Source organism: Klebsiella scottii (genome assembly GCF_036561945.1).
Taxonomy (GTDB): Bacteria; Pseudomonadota; Gammaproteobacteria; order Enterobacterales; family Enterobacteriaceae; genus Klebsiella; species Klebsiella scottii.
Map to the genome: position 1 here is coordinate 2,382,945 of NZ_JARXNI010000020.1, position 17,705 is coordinate 2,400,649.

Annotated in this window: 19 protein-coding genes and 1 tRNA gene; 11 read left to right on the forward strand and 9 right to left on the reverse strand. The window is 49.9% G+C overall.

All coding sequences use genetic code 11. From position 1 onward, the window contains the following. Positions 1-92: 92 nt before the first annotated feature. From QFI97_RS18930 to QFI97_RS18945, 4 genes are all read left to right on the forward strand, one after another. Positions 93-365: a hypothetical protein gene (locus tag QFI97_RS18930; protein WP_346431791.1), complete on the forward strand. Its 273-nt coding sequence runs from the start codon at positions 93-95 to the stop codon at positions 363-365. A 212-nt stretch (positions 366-577) separates the two neighbouring features. Next, positions 578-826 (forward strand): hypothetical protein, encoded by a 249-nt coding sequence (locus QFI97_RS18935; protein WP_346431792.1) that lies wholly within the window; start codon positions 578-580, stop codon positions 824-826. After that, on the forward strand, positions 820-1,218 hold the full coding sequence (locus QFI97_RS18940; protein WP_346431793.1) for a plasmid mobilization protein: 399 nt from the start codon (positions 820-822) through the stop codon (positions 1,216-1,218). The genes QFI97_RS18935 and QFI97_RS18940 overlap by 7 nt, the downstream gene beginning before the upstream one ends. Continuing rightward, the gene (locus tag QFI97_RS18945; protein WP_346431794.1) at positions 1,190-2,656 is read left to right on the forward strand and encodes a relaxase/mobilization nuclease domain-containing protein; all 1,467 of its coding nucleotides are present in this window, start codon (positions 1,190-1,192) and stop codon (positions 2,654-2,656) included. The genes QFI97_RS18940 and QFI97_RS18945 overlap by 29 nt, the downstream gene beginning before the upstream one ends. A gap of 39 nt (positions 2,657-2,695) precedes the next feature. Here the strand turns inward: QFI97_RS18945 and QFI97_RS18950 are convergent, their stop codons facing one another. The 4 genes from QFI97_RS18950 to QFI97_RS18965 all read right to left on the reverse strand — a co-directional run bounded on the left by QFI97_RS18950 (position 2,696) and on the right by QFI97_RS18965 (position 7,023). Continuing rightward, positions 2,696-3,196: a TIR domain-containing protein gene (locus tag QFI97_RS18950; protein ID WP_346431795.1), complete on the reverse strand. Its 501-nt coding sequence runs from the start codon at positions 3,194-3,196 to the stop codon at positions 2,696-2,698. A 10-nt stretch (positions 3,197-3,206) separates the two neighbouring features. Beyond that, positions 3,207-4,619: an SIR2 family protein gene (locus QFI97_RS18955; protein WP_346431796.1), complete on the reverse strand. Its 1,413-nt coding sequence runs from the start codon at positions 4,617-4,619 to the stop codon at positions 3,207-3,209. Positions 4,620-5,163: 544 nt separating this feature from the next. Beyond that, positions 5,164-5,251: transfer RNA gene (locus QFI97_RS18960), tRNA-Ser, on the reverse strand. Positions 5,252-5,394: 143 nt separating this feature from the next. Next, entirely contained in the window at positions 5,395-7,023 is a 1,629-nt protein-coding gene (locus QFI97_RS18965) for an ABC transporter substrate-binding protein (protein WP_346431797.1), read from the reverse strand. 267 nt (positions 7,024-7,290) lie between these two features. Between QFI97_RS18965 and yccA the strand changes: the two genes are divergently transcribed. Continuing rightward, on the forward strand, positions 7,291-7,950 hold the full coding sequence (gene yccA, locus QFI97_RS18970; RefSeq protein ID WP_041144843.1) for an FtsH protease modulator YccA: 660 nt from the start codon (positions 7,291-7,293) through the stop codon (positions 7,948-7,950). 87 nt (positions 7,951-8,037) lie between these two features. Then, positions 8,038-8,367, forward strand: coding sequence for a sulfurtransferase TusE (tusE, locus tag QFI97_RS18975; protein WP_095095816.1), 330 nt, complete (start codon positions 8,038-8,040; stop codon positions 8,365-8,367). Here tusE and yccX read toward each other — a convergent pair. The 3 genes from yccX to QFI97_RS18990 are packed head-to-tail and all read right to left on the reverse strand — an operon-like array spanning position 8,364 to position 10,058. Continuing rightward, positions 8,364-8,645 carry an acylphosphatase gene (gene yccX / locus QFI97_RS18980; RefSeq protein WP_041144841.1) on the reverse strand — a complete coding sequence of 94 codons (282 nt, stop codon included), beginning with the start codon at positions 8,643-8,645 and terminating at the stop codon, positions 8,364-8,366. The two genes, tusE and yccX, sit on opposite strands and share 4 nt — an antisense overlap. A 52-nt stretch (positions 8,646-8,697) precedes the next feature. After that, positions 8,698-9,486: a helix-turn-helix transcriptional regulator gene (locus QFI97_RS18985; protein ID WP_095095813.1), complete on the reverse strand. Its 789-nt coding sequence runs from the start codon at positions 9,484-9,486 to the stop codon at positions 8,698-8,700. 17 nt (positions 9,487-9,503) lie between these two features. Further along, on the reverse strand, positions 9,504-10,058 hold the full coding sequence (locus tag QFI97_RS18990) for a YbhB/YbcL family Raf kinase inhibitor-like protein (protein WP_095095810.1): 555 nt from the start codon (positions 10,056-10,058) through the stop codon (positions 9,504-9,506). Positions 10,059-10,276: 218 nt separating this feature from the next. Between QFI97_RS18990 and rlmI the strand changes: the two genes are divergently transcribed. Together rlmI and hspQ are read left to right on the forward strand one after the other, a co-directional pair. Next, on the forward strand, positions 10,277-11,452 hold the full coding sequence (gene rlmI, locus QFI97_RS18995; RefSeq protein WP_185022505.1) for a 23S rRNA (cytosine(1962)-C(5))-methyltransferase RlmI: 1,176 nt from the start codon (positions 10,277-10,279) through the stop codon (positions 11,450-11,452). Between the two features lie 59 nt (positions 11,453-11,511). After that, positions 11,512-11,829, forward strand: a complete 318-nt coding sequence (hspQ, locus tag QFI97_RS19000) for a heat shock protein HspQ (RefSeq protein ID WP_095095805.1) — start codon at positions 11,512-11,514, stop codon at positions 11,827-11,829. 31 nt (positions 11,830-11,860) lie between these two features. Here the strand turns inward: hspQ and QFI97_RS19005 are convergent, their stop codons facing one another. Next, on the reverse strand, positions 11,861-12,274 hold the full coding sequence (locus tag QFI97_RS19005) for a CoA-binding protein (RefSeq protein WP_095095802.1): 414 nt from the start codon (positions 12,272-12,274) through the stop codon (positions 11,861-11,863). A 154-nt stretch (positions 12,275-12,428) separates the two neighbouring features. On the opposite strand from QFI97_RS19005, the gene mgsA reads away from it, so the two are divergent. Then, positions 12,429-12,887 carry a methylglyoxal synthase gene (gene mgsA / locus QFI97_RS19010; RefSeq protein ID WP_041147568.1) on the forward strand — a complete coding sequence of 153 codons (459 nt, stop codon included), beginning with the start codon at positions 12,429-12,431 and terminating at the stop codon, positions 12,885-12,887. Between the two features lie 28 nt (positions 12,888-12,915). Here mgsA and helD read toward each other — a convergent pair whose 3' ends face one another. Further along, entirely contained in the window at positions 12,916-14,970 is a 2,055-nt protein-coding gene (gene helD, locus QFI97_RS19015) for a DNA helicase IV (protein WP_346431798.1), read from the reverse strand. Between the two features lie 122 nt (positions 14,971-15,092). On the opposite strand from helD, the gene QFI97_RS19020 reads away from it, so the two are divergent. Beyond that, the gene (locus QFI97_RS19020; protein ID WP_041144834.1) at positions 15,093-15,539 is read left to right on the forward strand and encodes a YccF domain-containing protein; all 447 of its coding nucleotides are present in this window, start codon (positions 15,093-15,095) and stop codon (positions 15,537-15,539) included. A gap of 17 nt (positions 15,540-15,556) precedes the next feature. Beyond that, positions 15,557-17,692, forward strand: coding sequence for a YccS family putative transporter (gene yccS / locus QFI97_RS19025; RefSeq protein ID WP_095095797.1), 2,136 nt, complete (start codon positions 15,557-15,559; stop codon positions 17,690-17,692). Positions 17,693-17,705 lie beyond the last annotated feature (13 nt).

Consider the following 17,705-nt stretch of genomic DNA (forward strand, 5'->3'; position numbering starts at 1 on the left):
CTTCCACCTATTCCCCTTATCAAAGGGGAGGCGGTAAATCAAACCCCAAAGATTTACTTTGGATATTATAAATAATATTAGGAGTTATAGATATGTCGCACGATTTTAGTATTGAAAGAAAAAAAGATGAAAAAATAGCTTTCTTCTTTGGTTATGCTGGTGCTGTTTTTTATAAGAGTTTTCATTGTGAAGAATATGATAATCATTTTTCAGGTAGTAATGAAGGTAAAACAATAAGTAAAAAGGGAGCAGAAAACGCATTGAATAAAATAATAAATAGTGAGGAAATAAAGAACTATCCAGATCCTGAACGTATCAATGACATTAAAGATTTTTATAATAATGTTGTTTTGAAATCAAAATAAGAAGATGAGTTTTATATTCATTTTAGTTGAGGAAATTAATATATGATTATAGCAATAGCAATGATGTTTCTTTGTATAATGCTTGGCGGCTTCATGATCCGTAGTTGTATGGGTAAAAAAGACTCTTCAAGCGAAGCAAAGCAATCAATATCAAATGTTAGAAAAATGATAGATAAAAAAGCACTGATTAAATATAAGATGAGTAATAGAATATGAATAGTGATGACTTAGAGAAACAAATATGTTTAAAAATGAAATTTGAGTTATTAGCAAGATTTTTTTATTACATAGAACAAGATAAAGATATATCTTTCAATGAAATTAATAGTGATGAACAAAGACTATGCTATTTCGTGGCTCACAGGTATATAAAAGAAAATAAAGCTGATGACCTTCTAAAAATATTGATTAATGAAAATGATGAAGACTATATAAAAGCAATTAAGGATTACATATGTTAGATACAGATAGAAAAAGAGGTCGTATAAATTTAACCTCGGAGGAACGAAGGAATATATCTATACAGTTCAGAGTAAACAAAGCAGAGTTTGAATATCTAAAATCATTAGTTTCAGCATCTGGCCTTGAAAGAGGCCATTACATCCGAAGAGAAATATTAAAGTCTGAACCTATTGTAAGAAGAAAGATGCCCGAAGTTAATCAAAAAACTTATATACAACTTTCATCGTTAGGAAATAATATAAATCAAGCAACAAAAAAACTAAATAGCAATGAATACTTTGATAAAAATGAAGTTGATAAGCTTAATTTTAATATAAAGCAAGTTAGCAGAAGGATAATAGAAATAAACAAGGATCTAAATTATGAAGGGATACGTGGCGAAGTCAGGTAAATCATTTAAAAACAGAGTTAAGTATATATTAAAAGATGATCATGATTTCATTTGTAGCAATATGTCAGCAGATAAAAATAATGTTAGTGATTTAACTGATGAGTTCAAAGCTGTAAGCAGTTTTAGACCTGATATAAATAAACCAACTTTTCATGCGTTTTTATCTCTTCCAAAAGATGAGAAGCTCACAGATGAACAATGGCAAGAGATAGCAAAAGACTATTTGAAAGAAATGAATATCGATATAGACAAACACCAATATATTTGTGTGCGTCATAAAGATACTGATAAAGACCATATCCATATAGTAGCGAATCGCGTCGGCCTTGATGGTTCTGTATGGCACGGTCAGCACTCAGCATTTAATACAATAGCAGCTTGTGAACGTTTAGAAGTAAAGCACGGCTTAACCATTACACAGGGTCTTAAAGGTCAAAAATCAGAGGTATCAGCACCAACCAAAGCTGAGATCGAGCAAGCATTAAGGACAGGTGAGAAACCAGCCCGTTTAGTGCTTCAAGCCTCTTTACAGGCGGCTATGGCAGGAAAACCAGACTTAGGGACGTTCGTAGAACGTCTGCAGGCCGTAGGCATTGAACCAAGGTTCAATGTTGCCAGCACTGGCAACGTGGCGGGGGTTTCATTCAATGTAAATGACATAGCATTTAAGGGATCTTCATTAGGTAAAAAATTTAGTTGGAACACTATTAAAGGTAAGGTGAAATATGACAAAGATAGAGATGATGAAATCATTAGAAGATTCTCAGCAAGAAAAACAGATGACGAAAATCGTTTTGGACGATCACTTGTTGAACCAAATTTCAACAGTGATAGAGCCTCTGGCAGAATCGATGATGATATTATCAGAATCAGTCAGTACAGCATTAAATCAGACGCAGCAAGTATTAGAGAGGACAGAGAAAACAGCCTCAGCAACATCGTCAATACTAAATTTATCGAGAAACACGATAGACAAGCAAATCGACGATTTAGAAATACAAAACAGAAAAATACACAAACTCTCAACAGACTTAAAAAACAATACAATCAACAGCCAAACAAAATTAATAATCAAGGTCGCTTCAATCATTGGTATAGTAAATCTGATAGCAGTTCTATCAGTCGGATACTTGATCATGCAGAAACAGCTACTACAGCCACAGATAAATTTAGACTCAAAAAGCGTGGCAACATCAATAGTAGAGCAACTAAGATAGAAGAAATGAGAAAACGATTAGGAATAAGCAAACCCATTATAGCCCCTAAAAATAAAGAGAAAATCATTCAAGAGGAAATAAAGAAAAACCCGGCCCAATTAATTGAATCTAAAAATAGATTTAAATCAAAACTGAAATCAAACTTGAAAAAAGAAACATCAAGGCTACAACAACAGGAAGCAGTTCCAGATGTTATATACCCAACATTTAAACCAAAATAAAGGAGACCCAACGCCTCCTTTATTTTATATAATTTAAGGCTAGTTGTTTTTTCTAATCGTGATAGCGTCCTCAACAACATTTGCTAGATTTTCTTTAATCCAATTATATTTTTCTTGGCTTGTAGAACCGGTAGGATTATAGCATTTCACAATAGCTGAAAGTTTTTTCCCTTTATCGCCATACCCTATGTAATCAAAAGGATTATCACCTTTAGTAGAGGTATTTCCACCACTGTCTTTTAGACCATGTATATAAATACCTACAACACCTTTTCCATTATTCCATCCTTCAATAATTTCGTGATTGATCCACTTGCGATTAGCTGTATCACTACCGACGAGCACCACAATGCATGATTTTCCATACATTTCGTCTGCGATCCATTTCTTTATCGCAGCATCTCCGCCTTTTTTAACTGTTTCCCAATTATTATCTGAAGTGGGAGTATTACCGTCAATAGCTCCGATACTACGCACTGTGGCGACCCGCCAATTATCAGGAATATAATGAAAGCTGTAGAAGCAATTACGTTTAGTCATGATTCAATCCTTATTTCAATGAGCCAAGTAAGTCGATTAATACACCCTTAATCGTTTCCAAATCTGAGTTATGGTCTGAAAGTTTTTCTATTTTCTCTTTCAGTTCTTTGGTGAAATTAGCACTATCAAAGTATCCATCTTGAGAAAGTTTATTATAAACTTCTCTTGTCGCATATTCCGTTGCGCCGACAGGAATTAACAAAAGCCCGTTATTCTTTGCTATTTCAAACTCTTTAATTAAACCATCAGCGTTGACAACAGCACCATCTTTTATCTTATTGCCAAAAACAAAAATCGCTATCCCAGCATGCGAAATCATATCCGTACGATATTCATTCCATATCTCTGAAATCGGTCGTTTACCAACTTCATATTGTGGGAAAGGTCTCAGTATTAATTGATCAGAGTCTAAACGCTTACCGCTCATATACACATTTTCTAATACTCCGGTAATAACTGAGCTACCAATACCTAATCCAAACCCAGAGACTATTCGGAATCCTAAAGCTGCTATATCTTTCGATAAAGAGTAAATGAAATGTTGAGCTTCATCTGGTTTCCACCGGGCATACTCATGTGCCGAACCAGATAAAAAGATAGTTTTTCTTCTATACGCCCATTCTAACTGATGAAGAATATCTGTTATTTCAGAATAGTCAGATACAAGTATTGTTTTAATACCAAATCGAAGTAAATCTTGAATAAAAAGTTCTTGTTTGCGCTTTCTATATTCCGTATCGGCCTGAGTTTCTTCGGCGATTGGCTCTACAAGTTTCTGAATACAATAATGCTGTCTTTGATCCGTTGAGTAAGCAATTCGCACTCTGCTCAGGATATAATCAAGGTTCGGATCTGTAAAACTAAAACCTAAGAATAAAAATGTCTTAGATACTAGATCACCGCTTAACGCATTAATAAACGGCTGCATTTTGATATGATAACTCTCGTAATCATCTTTCGTGATTACAGCTTCATCAGGATTTTCTATATCTCCGTGCATTTTATAAACAACAGCATCTCGACCACGTTTTGTAAAACTCAGTTGTTTGACACGATATTTTGTATCAGGTATTTTCCCTGCTTCAGTTAAAGATTTCTCAATAAGTTTATCGTAGTTAGTTGTCCAATATGTAGATATTGGAAGCCTTGCAAGAATTTTATGGTTTGAAGTTATTTCAACATCATCAGATAGCTTATTTATCAGGAGCTGATTGAGTTTACCTCGGTTCGCTGCATTTGAATTGCAGTGATATTGAGCTAAAGCAACTAAATCTGTTTCTTTTTCAATCTCTAGCTCCAGCTCTTCAGCTATGGGACGGAGTAACTCAGTCCAACTTACAAATCCTGCGGGGGCTGAAAGGCCCGCTCCTGCAAAAATTGCTAAATTATCTTCTGCTAAATCATTTAGCAACGTAGCAATCAACCGTCTCCTTTGTGACTCCGTAGTCGCTTTCAATTTTCCACTCCATTATTTATAACTAACAGGTCGTGATTTGTATCCTATACACAATGTAAACGAAGCCGTAAACACCGACATAATTAACCATTATAAAAAGTAGGTCAATAATTTATATCACATCACAAACAACACTCTTCCCACAGTTAGGAAATGTGAAAATTAGTCATAATATTCAATGAGTTGATTGCTTTCGTTGTTCCTATCATCGACAAAATTGTAGGAGAAGTGAGGGAAGCACCATAACAGGATTACTGTCTCAGAGGCAGATCACGCAACGACTAACAGAAGAGCAGAAGGGCAGAAGAGCAGAAGAGCAGAAGAATTTGAGAAGCTATCACAACAACATAGTAGATTCAGATATCGCTAAAAACAATCTTCTCAGTGGGAAAGGTAGCAAAATGAAGAAGTTCAGATACAAAAAAAGCCCGTTTATACGGGCTTTTTTTGCACCATCTGATGCACCATAAAATCAAAACTACATTTCAAGTTATTGATTTTATTACAAATTTGGCGGAAGCGTAGAGATTCGAACTCTAGAACCCTTTCGGGTCGCCGGTTTTCAAGACCGGTGCCTTCAACCGCTCGGCCACGCTTCCGGTATGGGGCGCACTATAAACACCTCTGTTCAGGCTGTAAAGCACGATTTTGTTCAACTGCCTTAAAAATAAACAAAAACGCGTTATTCGTCTGAAAATCAGGCGGTTTGCACAGAATTTCAGCGCCAACCGCCCTCTCCGCGTTAATGTTTTTTGATGTACATATCCCTGGTGAAGTAATACCCCAGCTTATCCGGCGTAAATCCGCCGACCCACGGCTTCACCAGATGCGTGCGGACATAGTGATAAACCGGGACTGCCGGAACATCTTTGCCCAACAGATCCTCCGCCTGCTGATAAAACTTGCCGCGGGTGGTCACGTCCGGCGCTTTGGCCGCATTGCGTAACGCTTCATCGTACGCAGGATTGCTGTACTGGCTGGTGTTTTCACTATCGCCGGTACGGAAGTTATTGAGGAAGGTAGCGGCATCGTCATAATCAGCAATCCACGCGTAGCGCACCGCATCAAAATTATGCGTATGCATGGTGTCGAGCATCGTTTTCCATTCCTGATTTTGTAGCTTCGCCTCAACGCCTAGATTCTTCTTCCACATCGAACTGGCGGCGATTGCCACGCGCTGATGCGATTCTGAAGTGTTGTAGAGCAAATTAAACACCAGCGGGTGGCTGTCGTTATAACCGGCTTCGCTCAGCAGCCTTTTAGCCTCGGCAATACGCTTGTCGCGCGGCCAGCTGGCATAATCCGGGTTATGCAGCTTTACGCCGCCAATATCAGGCTGGCTAATTAGCCATGCCGGACGCTGACCCTGCCCCAATACCTTCTCAGCGATAATGTCTTTATCCAGCGCCATATTCAGCGCCAGCCGGACCCGCGGGTCGTTAAACGGCGGCTTAGTGGTATTGAACTCGTAATAGTAAGTCGCCAGCTGCGGCGAGACGTTCACCTGCTCGCCCATAGTTTTTTTCAACTGAGCAAACTGGTTGATCGGCACCGTATAAACGATATCGATTTCCCCCGCTTTATAGCGGTTAACGTCTGCCGCCTCGGAGCTAATGGGTAGATAGGTCACTTTATTGATGACGGTATCGGCGTTATCCCAGTAGCGCGGATTCCGCTCGGCCACAATGCGCTCGTTCACCACCCACCGGGACAGCTTATAGGCGCCGCTGGTCACCAGATGTTCCGGTTTGGTCCACTTCTCGCCAAAGCGATTTACCAGCACTTTATCGACCGGCACCAGAGACGGATGCGCCAGCATCGGCAAGAACGCCGCGTTAGGCTGGTTTAAGGTGACTTCCAGCGTCGCGTCATCGATAGCCTTTACGCCCAGCGTGTCGGGCGTTTTTTTACCCTGCGCGATATCCTGAGCGTTCACAATATGCATGTTCCCCGGATAGCTGGCATAGGGTGATGCCGTGGCCGGGGAAACCAGCCTCTGCCAGCTCCAGACAATATCCGGCGCGGTAATCGCGGTCCCGTCAGACCACGTGATGCCCGGACGCAGATGAAACGTCCATACGGTGTTATCTTTATTTTCCCATTTCTCCGCCAGACGAGGCTGAATCTCGCCCCCAGGAGAGACGCTGACCAGTCCTTCGAAGAGATCGCTGATGATGTTGAATTCAACGTCACTTTCGACCTTATGCGGATCCAGCGACGAGGGCTCGCTGCCGTTATTTCTGACCAGCTCCTGCTTCTCTGCCAGCACGGTCCCGGCCGGGACCTGTGCAGCCAGAGTCGGCGCCGCTGCGGCGAGTAAACCCGCCATCAATAATGCCTGCGTGATGTCGTTATATTTTTGTAATTTCATATCCCTTGCCTTTATGACGCTTCGTTTGTACCCTCCCCACACTTAGCCACAGAATGGCGATAACGCAATATTTTTCAGTAACCTATCAGATTCCGATCTGGTTCCTGGCGCCAAACGCACAAACACACCGCCTTTTCGTAATTTATTAGAATAATATGCTGGAATCTTGCGCTAAGGTCTAAGTAAAGATGGGTAAAAGCACTATGGCTTCTGGCGTGGTTTTTTTATGCTTCGTTATTAATAACATCTGTCATAAGAGAGTGACTCATGGATCGTATAATTACGTCGTCGCGTGACCGTTCATCGCTGCTCAGCACGCACAAAGTTCTGCGTAACACCTATTTCCTGCTCAGCCTGACGCTGGCATTTTCTGCCATTACGGCAACGGCAAGCACGGTCCTGATGCTGCCGTCTCCCGGGCTGATTCTGACTCTGGTCGGCATGTACGGGTTGATGTTCCTGACCTATAAGCTGGCCGACAAGCCGTCGGGCATCCTGGCGGCCTTCGCTTTTACCGGCTTCCTGGGCTATATCCTTGGGCCGATGCTCAACGCCTATCTGTCAGCAGGCATGGGAGATTTAATCGGCCTGGCGCTGGGCGGTACCGCGCTGGTGTTCTTCTGCTGCTCGGCGTACGTGCTCACGACCCGCAAAGATATGTCTTTCCTTGGCGGAATGCTGATGGCGGGCGTAGTGGTGGTGCTGATCGGTATGGTTGCGAATATTTTCCTGCAGCTGCCGGCTCTGCATCTGGCAATCAGCGCGGTGTTTATTCTGATTTCATCCGGCGCCATCCTGTTTGAAACCAGCAACATCATCCGCGGCGGCGAAACCAACTATATCCGCGCAACCGTGAGCCTGTATGTGTCGCTGTACAACATCTTTGTCAGCCTGCTGAGCATTCTGGGCTTCGCCAGCAAAGATTAATCCCCCTCCCGTTCTTCTCAGGCCCTGCTTATGCGGGGCCTTTTTTTTTGCTAAACTGCCGCCAGTTTTAGCTGTGTGTGAAGAATTATGTTGATCTTTGAAGGCAATGAAATTGAGACCGATAGCGAAGGCTATCTGAAGGATACCACCCTCTGGAGTGAAGCCCTGGCAACAGCCATTGCCGAACGGGAAGGTATTGTCCTGTCGCCTGAACACTGGGAGGTCGTGCGTTTTGTCCGCGACTTTTATCTGGAGTTCAACACCTCGCCGGCCATTCGGATGCTGGTGAAGGCGATGGCAAATAAGTTCGGCGAGGAGAAAGGCAACAGCCGCTATCTCTACCGCCTGTTCCCCAAAGGCCCCGCCAAACAGGCAACGAAAATTGCCGGGCTGCCCAAACCGGTGAAATGCATCTAGTACAGAATGGAGAATTTTTGCCACTCTCTGGTGGGCTGATGAGGCTCCGTGTGCACCCGGTCGACCCGCGCGCTGCGAGGCCCGCCCTCCTTCAGCCAGCTCACCAGCGCCGCCACCTGCTCCGCCTCACCGCAGGCCAGCACCTCTACGCTACCGTCGTCAAGATTGCGCGCATAGCCCGTCAGCCCTAAGCGTAGCGCCTCCCGCTGCGTCGTGTAGCGAAAGCCTACCCCCTGAACTGAACCGTATACCCATGCCATCGTGCAGAGTGTCGCCATGATTGCTCTCCTTTCGTGCCAATAACTCTACGCTGAGAATAGCAAATTCTGACTAGCGTACGTGTTTCGGCAACAGGCCATAGTGCTGACGAAAGCGCGCCGTGAAGCGCGAACCGGACTGATAGCCGCTGTTCACGGCGATTTCGCCTATCGGTAATGAGGTCGATTGTAGCTGGCCGAGGGCATAAGCCATACGCACCTCCTCAACAATCTGGCGAAAACTTTGATCTTCCTGGTGCAGGCGTCGGCGTAGCGTCGATTCGCCAAGGAACAGCATTTTCGCCACCCGCGGGACGCTCCACGCCTGCGCGGGCGACAGCATAATAATTTGCCGCACCTGGCCGCTCAGATTCTGCTGCCTCTCATTGAGCAGCGGCCCGGCGTAACCCGCCTGGTGCAGCGCCAGCAATAGTCCCATCGCCTGGTGATGCTGCAGCTCGGCCGATAATCCGCTGCGTACCGCCTGCAGGACGTTTTGCCACATAAACACCAGATCGGGAGTCGCCGGCGCGCACAGGGAGGTCAGTCGCCCGGGCTGCGGCTCACTCATATAGCGAGCTTTAAAATCCGCCAGCAGTTCTGGCGTCAGAGAGAGTAGATCGGAGCAAAACAGCCCGTTATCCGGCTGATTAATCACCTCGAGCTCAAGATCGGCCGGCAGAATAATCAGCTGCTGCGGCGTGGCCAGCATCTGGCTAACGCCCTGAACGATAATCTTGCTGCCGCGATTGACCCGGCACAGAGCGGGAGTAAACAGCGTCACGCGATGCAGTTTATACAGGCGCCGGGAGGTAATTTCCGCCGCGGTTAAGGCGTTATGGCGAAAGTTTATATTCTGCATCTGGCCTCCTTACAGGTTTAGCGCCCTGCCCTTGCCGTCAGCTGCGCGCTGGCGATAGCGTGGCTATGCAACATAAATCCGACCAACGCGCCGCTGGCCTGTGCATCAACGGGTAATGTCGGCGTATCAAGCGCCCACACGGTAAAGCGGTAGCGGTGAGGCTTATCGCCGGCGGGCGGACAGGCGCCGCCAAATCCGGCATAGCCAAAATCATTGCGTCCCTGAACCGCTCCGTCCGGCAGTTTAGCGTTGTTTTTATCTCCGGCGCCAGCGGCTAAACTTGCCACGCTGCTGCTGATATTCACCACCGTCCAGTGCCACCAGCCGCTGCCGGTTGGCGCATCCGGGTCATAGGCAGTGACGGCAAAACTACGGGTCCCCGGCGGCGCATTTTTCCAGGCCAGCTGCGGCGAGACGTTGCCGCCGGTGCAGCCAAAACCGCTGAACCAATGTGCCTGAGCGAGGCTTCCTTCATCCCGCATATCGCCGCTGGTCACCTGAAACTGCGCCGCCGCCGCGCTGCCGCTCATCGCTAACATCAAGGCCGCAGCTAAGCCAAATCCTGTTTTCATTGCATTTTCCTCCATTGGGTTGAGGAAAACACTGTAAGATCCGCGGGTGATTTTTATTGTGCCAAAGTGCCTGTGTTTTGTGCCGAAACGCTCACCTGCTGGCGCAGCGGGCATGGTGCTTGCGGCGGCCACATGTGCTAACCTACGCGCCATTTTTCGGTGCCGACATTCCCGTTGCTAAAGGTAGCCCCATGACAGATTCCATTTTCCCCCGCTTAGTGTTGACCAAAGGACGCGAGAAATCCCTGCTGCGTCGCCACCCCTGGATTTTCTCCGGCGCCGTCGCCCGTATGGAAGGTAAAGCCCGTTCCGGCGAAACTATCGATATCGTTGATTCGCAGGGGAAATGGCTTGCTCGCGGCGCGTTCTCTCCGTCATCGCAGATCCGCGCGCGCGTCTGGAGTTTTGACCGAAACGAGGAGATCGATATTGCCTTTTTCGAACGCCGTCTGCAGCAGGCGCAAACCTGGCGCGAATGGCTGGCGGAGCGCGATGGCCTCGACAGCTATCGTCTGATTGCCGGCGAATCCGACGGGCTTCCAGGCGTAACGATTGACCGCTTCGGCAATTTTTTCGTTCTGCAGCTGCTCAGCGCTGGCGCAGAATATCAGCGCGCCTCCATCGTTAGCGCGCTACAGACCCTGTTCCCGACCTGCTCCATCTACGATCGCAGCGATGTCGCGGTACGTAAAAAAGAGGGTTTGGATCTGGCGCAGGGCCTGGTTACCGGCGAAATGCCGCCTGCGCTGCTGCCCATCACCGAGCACGGAATGCAGCTGCTGGTGGATATTCAGGGCGGCCATAAAACCGGCTACTATCTCGATCAGCGCGATAGCCGCCTGGCGACCCGCCGCTACGTCGCCGACAAACGCGTCCTCAACTGCTTCTCCTATACCGGCGGTTTCGCCGTTTCCGCGCTGATGGGCGGCTGTAGTCAGGTGATCAGCGTCGATACCTCCCAGGAAGCGCTGGACGTGGCGAAGCAGAATATCGAACTGAACCAGCTCGATCTCTCCAAAGCTGAATTTGTCCGCGATGACGTCTTTAAGCTGCTGCGTAAGTATCGTGACCAGAATGAAAAATTTGATGTGATCGTGATGGATCCGCCGAAGTTTGTTGAGAACAAAAGCCAGCTGATGGGCGCCTGCCGCGGCTATAAGGATATCAACATGCTGGCTATCCAGCTGCTTAATCCCGGCGGGATCCTGCTGACCTTCTCCTGCTCGGGTCTGATGGCTACCGATTTATTTCAGAAAATCATCGCCGATGCCGCAATTGACGCCGGACGTGATGTACAATTTATAGAACAGTTCCGCCAGGCTGCCGACCATCCCGTGATCGCAACCTACCCGGAAGGTCTGTATCTGAAAGGGTTTGCCTGCCGCATCATGTAACTTGAAAAGCGGAACGTTGCCCGCATATAGCAGGTAATAACGTTTCCCAGGAGGTGCCTATGATTGCCAGCAAATTCGGTATCGGCCAGCAGGTTCGCCATACGCTGTTAGGCTTCCTCGGCGTGGTTGTTGATATCGATCCAGAATATTCGCTTGCAGAACCGGCGGAGGACGAAATTGCGGCCAATGACGAGCTGCGGGCATCGCCCTGGTATCATGTGGTGATGGAAGATGAGGATGGCCAGCCCGTTCACACCTATCTTGCCGAAGCGCAGCTCAGCAGCGAGCCCAGCGATGAGCATCCGGAGCAGCCGTCAATGGACGAGCTGGCGAGGACCATTCGCCAGCAGCTTCAGGCGCCTCGACTGCGCAACTAGCAAAAAAACCCCGCAACGGCGGGGTTTTTATTTACTTCGCCAGACCTAATCTCGGGATTTCAATCGCCGGACAGCGATCCATCACCACGTTTAGCCCTGCCTCTCGTGCCAGAACAGCCGCCTGCTCGTTAATCACGCCTAGCTGCAGCCACAGCGTTTTCGCACCGATGGCGATGGCCTCCTGAGCAACGCCCAGCGCCGCATCGGAGTTGCGAAATACGTCGACCATATCCACTTTTTCCGCAACATCTGCCAGCGTTGCGTAGCCCTGTTGCCCCAGTAGCGTTTTACCCGCTACCTTCGGCGAAACCGGGATCACGTGATACCCCTGCTCCAGCAGATACTTCATCACCCGATAGCTTGGGCGGTCCGGTTTGTCGCTGGCTCCCACCAGCGCAATAGTCCGTGTTGAGGTCAGAATGCCTGCGATATCGTTCTCTTTCATTTTATCCTCCCGCTATTTAGCCCAAGTGTAAGCTAATCCAGGCTAACCGGCCATCTACCCTGACTAACGGGTACGTCAAAATTTTTCACCCTGATGCTTGCAGCAACAGTCACTTCCAGTAATCTGTCTGCAGGCTAAAATGTGGAATGAAATTATGGAACTGACGACACGTACGCTACCCGCGCGCAAACATATCGCTCTGGTTGCTCACGATCACTGTAAAGATATGCTGATGAAGTGGGTTGCTCGCCACCAGGCGCTGCTGGCTCAACACGAACTCTACGCAACAGGCACCACCGGAAATCTCATCTCCCGGGCAACCGGGCTTGAAGTTAACGCGATGCTCAGCGGCCCGATGGGCGGCGACCAGCAGGTCGGCGCGCTGATTGCAGAAGGGAAAATTGATGTACTGATTTTCTTCTGGGATCCGCTAAACGCCGTGCCTCACGACCCGGACGTTAAGGCGCTGCTGCGCCTGGCGACGGTATGGAACATTCCCGTTGCGACCAATGCTTCAACCGCCGACTTTATTATCCTGTCGCCGCACTTTGGCGAGCCTCTCGATATTCTGATCCCGGATTATCAGCGTTACCTGGCGGAACGTCTTAAGTAAACCCCGCTGGCGGCCAGGCCGCCAGCCGTTACGGTTTTCTTGCTACCGGTACATCCAGCTCTTCCAGCATCTCCACAAACGCAGACGGCCGCTCTTTGTTGAACAGCAGCCAGACGCGAAGACGTGCACGCGTGATGGCGACGTACAGCAGACGCCGCTCTTCCGCATCGGGAAAATCCTCCGGCTGCGGCAGCAGCGCCTCTTCCATGATCGACTCCCGCGCCGGAGCCGGGAACGCATCATCGCCATCCTGAAGCCCAAGGACAATCACGAAATCCGCCTGCTGACCTTTGCTGGCATGGATCGTCATAAAATCGAGCTGCAGATTCGGCCATCGCGTTGCGGCCTTCTCCAGCGCGGCGGGTTTCAGATGATGATAGCGCGCCAACAGCAGGATCCGCTGATCAGCTTTCACATAGCCGCTCAGCTTATCGAGCAAATCATCAAGCTTATCGTCCGCCAGCAGCGTAACGGCTTTTTTATCTCCGGCGCTCAGGCTGTTGAGCGGCTTGCTCAGCTGGTGCGGGTTTTGTTGAATAAAGCCGTTCGCCACTTCACCAATGCGGCCATTAAAGCGATATGTGGTATCCAGCGCGCAGCAGTCCCCTTCGCCAAAATAGTGGTTGAACGCGGTAGTCAGCGAAAGCTGGGCGCCGCTAAAGCGATAGATTGCCTGCCAGTCGTCGCCGACCGCAAAGAGCGTGGTCTGGGTATTTTGCCGGCGCAGCGCGGCCAGCAGCGAGGCCCGCTGCGGTGAAATATCCTGAAATTCATCGACCAGAATATGCTTCCACGGGCTGACAAAGCGTCCTTTATCAAGAATATTGATGGCCTGATGGATCAGGCCGGAGAAATCGACCGCATTTTCCTCTTTCAGCGCCGTTTTCCACGCCTTCAGCAGCGGAGCCATTAATTTTACGCGCTTAGCAAAAAGCTCGCGTATCTCCTCCGGCGCGCCGGCAATCATCTCCGCCTGTGAGCCGCCGTGCATACGCATCAGGCTGACCCAGCGATCGAGGCGGCTCGCCATTCGTCGCTCTATTTTTTTATCCTGCCAGAAATCGTTTTCCGGCACCTGCCAGCCCATCTCGTCTTCCAGCCACTGTCGCCAGCCTTTGGCGTGAGCTTTTTTCTCCTGGCACTGCTGCTGCCAGTTTTTCAGCAGCAGCGCCTGACGCGCCGGGCTGTCGCTCTCGAGCTGGCTAACAGACGGGACTTTCTTACTGCCCTGCTGAATAATATGCAGAGCCAGTGAATGAAATGTCCGCGCCGAAATATCATCGGTGCTCAGCCGCTTGCGAATGCGTTCATCCATTTCCAGCGCCGCCTGGCGACCAAACGCCAGCAGCAGAATCTGCTCAGCCGCCGCTTCACCTCTTGTGAGCAGCCATCCGGCGCGGGCAACCAGCACCGACGTCTTGCCGCTGCCGGCGCCGGCAAGAACCAGCAGAGAACGCTCGCCGTTAACCACCGCACGCGCCTGCGCCGGGTTAAGCGGTGAAGACTCCACGCCCGCAAAAAATGCGCCGTACTGTTCCAGCATCGACTCAGTGAAAGCCTGATTGTGGGCCAGTCTGGCCACCTCGGTGTCACCCAGCCAGCTCTGACATTGACGCCACGGTTCGCGGCAGTTGTCGAAAGCGTCAAGTCGGCTGGTCGGTATCGGCAGCCCGGTGAGCGCCCGGCGAATTTTACCCTGCACGTCGCTAACCTGCTGACGGGTCAACCATTTGCCTTCTGCGCTGGAGCGGGCGATCTCAGCCAGCTGCTGGCTCAGTACGTCGGCGGCAATGATGCTCATTTCCGCGCTCCACTGCTGCCATAACGTATTCAGATGATGAAAGAAACGCTGGGTTTCATTCCATTCGGTACCATGCAAACGCACGACTTTGCCATCCGGAAGCACGAACTCCAGTTCGCCCCAGACCAGACCGCGCCGACAATGAACTGACAATAACTGATTGAAAGGTATAAGATACTCGTGGCTATCACCGGAAACCTTTACTCCGGCGTTAAGCAGCTGCACCCTATCATAGGGATGCTGTGCCATGCGTTTGCCCAATGTTGTCGCTTTAAGTTCCATATCATGCCGAATTTCAATCAGGTTGGATGTTTTTAAGTTTAACCGCCAGCGACCGGGTGCTCCAGCGTAAAAAACGTTACAATGGCCGGGTCTTATTATCCACAGGAGTGAACGGAGGGGTTATGCGTACCATTCTGAATATTTTGAACTTTATCCTCGGTGGTTTCGCCACCACGCTGGGCTGGCTGCTGGCGACGCTGGTCAGCATTATTCTGATCTTCACGCTGCCGCTGACCCGCTCATGCTGGGAAATTACCCGACTCTCCCTCCTCCCCTATGGGAATGAAGCCATTCACGTCGATGAACTCGAGCCTCAGGGCAAAAACAGCCTGCTGAATGCAGGCGGTACCGTGCTGAATATTTTATGGTTTATTTTCTTCGGCTGGTGGCTGTGCCTGATGCATATCTTTAGCGGCATCGCCCAGTGTCTGACCATTATTGGTATCCCGGTTGGTATCGCCAACTTTAAAATCGCCGCCATTGCGCTGTGGCCTGTGGGACGTCGGGTTGTTTCCGTCGAAACCGCGCGTGCCGCTCGCGAAGCCAATGCGCGCCGTCGCTTCCAGTAATCGGACGGAATACTGACATGCTTAGCCCCCTGCTACGCCGTTATACATGGAACAGCGCCTGGCTCTATAACGCCAGGATTTTTGTCGCACTTTGCGGCACAACCGCCGTTCCATGGTGGCTTGGCGAAGTAAAACTAACTATTCCATTAACGTTGGGGGTAGTTGCCGCCGCGTTAACCGATCTCGACGACCGCCTGACCGGGCGGTTACGCAACCTGGCCATCACCCTGGTGTGCTTTTTTATCGCATCGGCTTCGGTGGAGCTCCTTTTTCCCTGGCCGTGGCTATTTGCGATCGGTTTAACCCTCTCTACCACCGGATTTATTTTACTCGGGGGCCTGGGACAGCGTTACGCCACGATCGCCTTCGGCGCTCTGCTGATCGCTATCTACACCATGCTGGGGGTCACGCTCTACGATCGCTGGTATCTACAGCCGCTATTTCTGCTGACCGGTGCCGTCTGGTACAACCTGCTGACGCTTGCCGGACATATCATCTTCCCGATTCGCCCGCTTCAGGACAATCTTGCGCGCAGCTATGAGCTGCTGGCGCGCTATCTGGATCTCAAATCCCGTATGTTTGACCCGGATATTGAAGATGAAAGCCAGGCTCCACTCTACGATTTGGCCATCGCGAATGGCCTGCTGGTCACGACGCTCAACCAGACTAAAACGTCGCTGCTCACCCGTCTGCGCGGCGACCGCGGGCAGCGAGGCACCCGACGGACGCTGCAGTATTACTTCGTTGCCCAGGATATCCACGAGCGCGCCAGCTCATCGCATATCCAGTATCAAACGCTACGCGACCGTTTTCGCTACAGTGACATTATGTTTCGCTTTCAGCGTATGCTGTCGATGCAGGCCCAGGCCTGTCAGAAATTGTCCCGCGCTATTTTGCTGCGCGAACCGTACCAGCACGATGCGCATTTCGAGCGCGCATTTATGCATCTTGATGCCGCCCTCGACCGCGTGCGTGCCAGCGGAGAACCCCTTGAGCAGGTCAAAGCGTTGGGCTTCCTGCTGAATAACCTGAGAGCGATTGACGCCCAGCTGGCAACTATTGAGTCCGCTCAGGTTGCCGCGCCAGCGCACGGTACTACGGAGAATTTGCTCGCGGAGGACCAGCTTAGCGGCTTTAGCGATATCTGGCTGCGGTTACGCCGCAACCTGTCACCGGAATCGGCCCTCTTTCGCCACGCGGTGAGGATGTCGTTGGTACTATGCGCAGGCTACGCGTTTATCCAGCTAACCGGGCTAAATCACGGCTACTGGATACTGCTGACCAGCCTGTTTGTTTGTCAGCCAAACTATAACGCGACCCGTCACCGCCTGGCCCTGAGGATTATTGGCACCCTGGTGGGGGTCGCTATCGGTCTACCGATACTGCTGCTGGTACCCTCGGTGGAAGGCCAGCTGCTGCTGATCGTCCTTACCGGCGTCCTGTTCTTTGCCTTTCGCAATGTACAATATGCCCACGCCACAATGTTCATTACCCTGCTGGTTCTGCTGTGCTTTAACCTGCTGGGAGAAGGCTTCGAGGTCGCCCTGCCGCGCATCTTCGATACCCTCATCGGCTGTGCGATTGCCTGGGCTGCGGTCAGCTTTATTTGGCCGGACTGGAAATTCCGTAACCTGCCGCGGGTTCTGGATCAGGCCATAAACGCCAACTGCCGATACCTGGACGCGATTCTTGAACAGTATCATCAGGGGCGCGATAACCGTCTGGCATATCGGGTTGCGCGCCGGGATGCCCATAGTCGGGACGGCGAGCTGGCCTCAGTGGTATCAAATTTATCAACAGAGCCGCGGGCAAATGCCGACATCCGCGAAACGGCCTTCCGCTTGCTTTGCCTGAATCATACCTTCACCAGCTATATTTCAGCGCTGGGCGCGCACCGTGAAAAGCTGACCACGCCCGAGACTCTGGCGCTGCTGGATGACGCCGTCTGCTATGTGGATGATGCGCTACATCATTCCCCGGCCGACGAACAGCGGGTACAGCAGGCGCTCACCCGCCTGCAGACCCGGATCCAACACCTCGAACCTCGTGCCGATAGCAAAGAGCCGCTGGTGCTCCAGCAAATCGGTCTGCTGTTAGCGCTATTACCGGAAATCTGCCGCCTCCAACAGCAGGTGGCCGTTCGACCCGAGTAAATCGCGGCCTATC

Excerpts from the sequence above, each read along its gene's own strand:
- QFI97_RS18930 (WP_346431791.1), top strand. The coding sequence starts at position 93 with ATGTCGCACGATTTTAGTATTGAAAGAAAAAAAGATGAAAAAATAGCT.
- QFI97_RS18935 (WP_346431792.1), top strand. The coding sequence starts at position 578 with ATGAATAGTGATGACTTAGAGAAACAAATATGTTTAAAAATGAAATTT.
- QFI97_RS18940 (WP_346431793.1), top strand. The coding sequence starts at position 820 with ATGTTAGATACAGATAGAAAAAGAGGTCGTATAAATTTAACCTCGGAG.
- QFI97_RS18945 (WP_346431794.1), top strand. The coding sequence starts at position 1,190 with ATGAAGGGATACGTGGCGAAGTCAGGTAAATCATTTAAAAACAGAGTT.
- QFI97_RS18950 (WP_346431795.1), bottom strand. The coding sequence starts at position 3,196 with ATGACTAAACGTAATTGCTTCTACAGCTTTCATTATATTCCTGATAAT.
- QFI97_RS18965 (WP_346431797.1), bottom strand. The coding sequence starts at position 7,023 with ATGAAATTACAAAAATATAACGACATCACGCAGGCATTATTGATGGCG.
- yccA (WP_041144843.1), top strand. The coding sequence starts at position 7,291 with ATGGATCGTATAATTACGTCGTCGCGTGACCGTTCATCGCTGCTCAGC.
- tusE (WP_095095816.1), top strand. The coding sequence starts at position 8,038 with ATGTTGATCTTTGAAGGCAATGAAATTGAGACCGATAGCGAAGGCTAT.
- yccX (WP_041144841.1), bottom strand. The coding sequence starts at position 8,645 with ATGGCGACACTCTGCACGATGGCATGGGTATACGGTTCAGTTCAGGGG.
- QFI97_RS18985 (WP_095095813.1), bottom strand. The coding sequence starts at position 9,486 with ATGCAGAATATAAACTTTCGCCATAACGCCTTAACCGCGGCGGAAATT.
- QFI97_RS18990 (WP_095095810.1), bottom strand. The coding sequence starts at position 10,058 with ATGAAAACAGGATTTGGCTTAGCTGCGGCCTTGATGTTAGCGATGAGC.
- hspQ (WP_095095805.1), top strand. The coding sequence starts at position 11,512 with ATGATTGCCAGCAAATTCGGTATCGGCCAGCAGGTTCGCCATACGCTG.
- QFI97_RS19005 (WP_095095802.1), bottom strand. The coding sequence starts at position 12,274 with ATGAAAGAGAACGATATCGCAGGCATTCTGACCTCAACACGGACTATT.
- mgsA (WP_041147568.1), top strand. The coding sequence starts at position 12,429 with ATGGAACTGACGACACGTACGCTACCCGCGCGCAAACATATCGCTCTG.
- helD (WP_346431798.1), bottom strand. The coding sequence starts at position 14,970 with ATGGAACTTAAAGCGACAACATTGGGCAAACGCATGGCACAGCATCCC.
- QFI97_RS19020 (WP_041144834.1), top strand. The coding sequence starts at position 15,093 with ATGCGTACCATTCTGAATATTTTGAACTTTATCCTCGGTGGTTTCGCC.
- yccS (WP_095095797.1), top strand. The coding sequence starts at position 15,557 with ATGCTTAGCCCCCTGCTACGCCGTTATACATGGAACAGCGCCTGGCTC.